The sequence below is a fragment of the uncultured Polaribacter sp. genome (genome assembly GCF_947495205.1).
Taxonomy (GTDB): domain Bacteria; phylum Bacteroidota; class Bacteroidia; order Flavobacteriales; family Flavobacteriaceae; genus Polaribacter.
In genome coordinates this window covers 1-3,450 of the sequence record NZ_CANLXV010000024.1, presented here as the reverse complement: position 1 = coordinate 3,450, position 3,450 = coordinate 1, and the positions used below count along the sequence as shown (strand labels likewise).

At 23.9% G+C, this 3,450-nt stretch carries 3 protein-coding genes; all 3 read left to right on the top strand.

Going from position 1 to position 3,450, the window contains the following annotated elements:
* Window positions 1-91 precede the first annotated feature (91 nt).
* Window positions 92-1,153, top strand: a complete 1,062-nt coding sequence (locus tag Q0762_RS13805; RefSeq protein ID WP_298767708.1) for a hypothetical protein — start codon at window positions 92-94, stop codon at window positions 1,151-1,153.
* A 628-nt stretch (window positions 1,154-1,781) separates the two neighbouring features.
* Window positions 1,782-2,375 carry a hypothetical protein gene (locus Q0762_RS13800; RefSeq protein ID WP_298767706.1) on the top strand — a complete coding sequence of 198 codons (594 nt, stop codon included), beginning with the start codon at window positions 1,782-1,784 and terminating at the stop codon, window positions 2,373-2,375.
* 154 nt (window positions 2,376-2,529) lie between these two features.
* Window positions 2,530-3,252 (top strand): hypothetical protein, encoded by a 723-nt coding sequence (locus tag Q0762_RS13795; protein ID WP_298767704.1) that lies wholly within the window; start codon window positions 2,530-2,532, stop codon window positions 3,250-3,252.
* Window positions 3,253-3,450: the final 198 nt, after the last annotated feature.

Sequence of the window (3,450 nt, the reverse complement as noted above, 5' to 3'; positions counted from 1 at the left end):
CTCGCACACTTTTAATTTGGTAAATATTTATTAACTTTACACTTAATCAACGCAACAAAAGTTTATACAACAACGTTAGGCACAATATAAAATGAACTTTGAGATAGTAGATAAAAGATTAGGAAAATATCAAATTTCAGATGGCATAACTGAAAAAGAACTGGAAAAAATAAGTAACGATAAAACTGTTAAAACTATCCAGTTTTCAAGACCATTAAGTAAAAGAAAAATAGAACTTTTGGAAAAAATTGTTTTCTCTGAAAGAAAAGACATCTTATTGAGAGTATATGGATTTTATAAAGAATGTGATTTATCATTTTTAAAGGAAATTCCTTCTTTAACTAAATTTTCAGCAGATTGTCTATCAGAAGCAAAATGCGTAAATTATGTTACTAAATTAGAAAATCTTTGTGAACTTGGAATTGGAATTTATAACCTAAAAAATTTTGATTTTCTTGAAAATTTAAACCCAAAACTTGAACAACTTTATTTAACAAAAACTGAGTCAAAAAAACCAAATATAAAATCTATATCCAGATTTTCAGAATTAAAAAGTCTTTATTTAGAAGGACAACAAAAAGGAATTGAGTCTTTAAACGAATTAAAAAAATTAAATAAACTTACTTTACGTTCTATATCTACAAAAAATGTTGAATATTTAAGCCATTTAGAAGATCTTAAAGAAATAGAGATAAAACTTGGAGGAATAAAAGATTTTGAAGCACTTAAAACACTTCCTAATTTAGCATATTTGGAATTGTGGCAAATTAGAAATTTAAATAATTTAGATTTTATTTCAAATTTGACTTCTTTGCAAATGATTTCTTTAGAATCACTAAAAAATGTAATAGAATTTCCAAATGTAGAAAATTTAAAATTATTGAGAAGAGTTGGTTTAGAAAATATGAAAGGCTTGAAAAACATCAAAAATTTAAAAAATTCTGAAAGTTTAGAAGATTTTATTTTTTTTGAAGCCGTAAATTTTGAACCTAAATCTATCATACCAATATTAGAAAATCCGAATATTAAGAATGTTCGTTGTTTTTTTAGTAACGAAAAGAAAAATAAAGAATTTGAAAGATTAGCCGAAAAATATAACAAATCGAACAAAATAACATTATTTGAACTAAATACTGTGCCTAACACCGTATAAATTTTATTGCTTTTATTGGTTTATTTTGGAAAATTCTCACACACTTTTAATTCAGTAAATATTTACTAACTTTACGCTAAATCAACGCAACAAACTTTATACAACAACGTTAGCTGCAATACCTCAGCAGACTCTGAAACCTCAACTGAATTATTGAAAACAGGATTTAATGATAAAAAGATTTTTACAGATTTGTGTGGAAAAAATAGATGAATAGATTTAATGATTTACAAGACTTTATGGGAACTTACTCGGAATCAAAAAAGCTTATAAAGCCGAAAAATTTTTAGTAATTTAAGGCAAAAAGTATAGAATTTACTAAACTGAATAAATGCTTAACTTTAGAATTCTAAATTTTGGAATAAAAACAGAATTTAAGAGCAACAAAAATGAAAATAAGATCAAAAGATAAAATGATTTTATAGACTGAATGAAAAAATAGATCAACAGATGAAATGATTTTTACAGACTGAATGAAAAGTACTGCAGCTAACACCGTATAAATTTTATTGCTGTATTTTGCTTATTTGGGAAAATTCTCGCACACTTTTAATTCAGTAAAATTTATTAACTTTACGCCTAATCAACGCAACAAAGTTTATACATCCACGTTGTACTACATTAAAAAATGAAATACAGAATAATAGGAATAATAATAGTTTTAGTTGGTTTAGTATTAAAAACAATATTTAATCATAACGTTGAATATTGGTTTACAATAAAAAACATTTCCTTAATTCTATTTTTTATTGGTTTAGGAATAATTCAATATCCTTTATGGGAAAAAATTGACAATGGAATAAAATCTGAATACAAAAAGAATAAAAAGAAATGGATAATAAACAGAGGTTTTAAAATAACTTTAATATTATTTTATGTTTTATTAATTGTAGTTTTAGAACAGACAGGAAAACAACTTAATTTTGAATTGAGAAAACATTATTTGTCTGAGAAAACAATTAAAACTATTGGAAAAATAATTGACTATAAAAAATTACATATCTATAGATCTGGAGAAGAAGAATTTTACGTGATTGAATTTAAACATAATGGACAAAAAATAACTAAAGGATTAATAAATGAATATGATTTGAAAGAAAATAAAAACTCTGAAATTTATTCTTTAAAAAATGGCGAATTGAAGCTGAACAAAGTTATAGGAAGTAGAATTAAAATTGAATATTCTGAAAAATATCCATCATTTCTAAAAATAATTGAATAAAACGTAGTACAACACCGTATAAATTTTATTGCTGTTTTTGGCTTATTTTGGAAAATTCTCGCACACTTTTAATTCAGTAAATATTTATTAACTTTACGCTAAATCAACGCAACAAAACTTTATACATTCACGTTGGCAACTATAAAACGAACGAATGAAAATTAGAAATAGGATTTTAACTTTTTTACTTTTAATAAAATCATTTTATTCATTTTCTTGTAGTTGTATTCCAAAAAAAATTATTAATGCATATTCAAATTTAAATTTTATTGGAATTGTTGAATTTCAAACTTTAAATCCAATTCAAAATAACGAAAATATTTACGAATCAACTTTTCTAATTAAGGAATTATTCAAAGGAAATAAAAACGAAAAAATTTATATTAATAGTATGTTAGGAAGCTCTTGTGGTTTTCTACCAGATTTGAAAAGTGAATATTTAATTTTAGGAGTTAAGAAAAAAGATGGAAAAACAATGATTTCTTATTGTTTAGCACAAGGAAATCCAAATAAGGAAAGTTTATCAATATTAAGAAAATTAAATAGGGAAAAAATTGAACAAAATATAACTTCAAATCTTCTCCAAATTGTGAAAAAGGAAATTAACTACAATCTTTTTGAAAAATCAGTAAAAGGAATTTTTCTTTATAAAGTTCATTTAAACTCTGAATTGAAAATAAAAGAAATAATTCCACAAAATGAAAATGCTAAAAAGAACTTTAATGAAAAAATAAGAAATGAATTTAAAAATAAAATTCACTATCAAAAAAGTGAGGAGGAAATAAAACTAAAAACGGAAAAATTGACTTCATATATAATTCTCAATTGGGAAGAAAATTATGAAAACGAACGAATAATAACAACATCAAGATTATAAATTACAGTTGCCAACACCGTATAAATTTTATTGCTTTTATTGGTTTATTTTGGAAAATTCTCGCACACTTTTAATTCAGTAAATATTTGTTAACTTTACGCTAAATCAACGCAACAAACTTTATACAACAACGTTAGCTAAAATTGCTCACTCACTCAGGCGGAATAAAAAAGAGAAAAACAGAATTTTAAAATTATG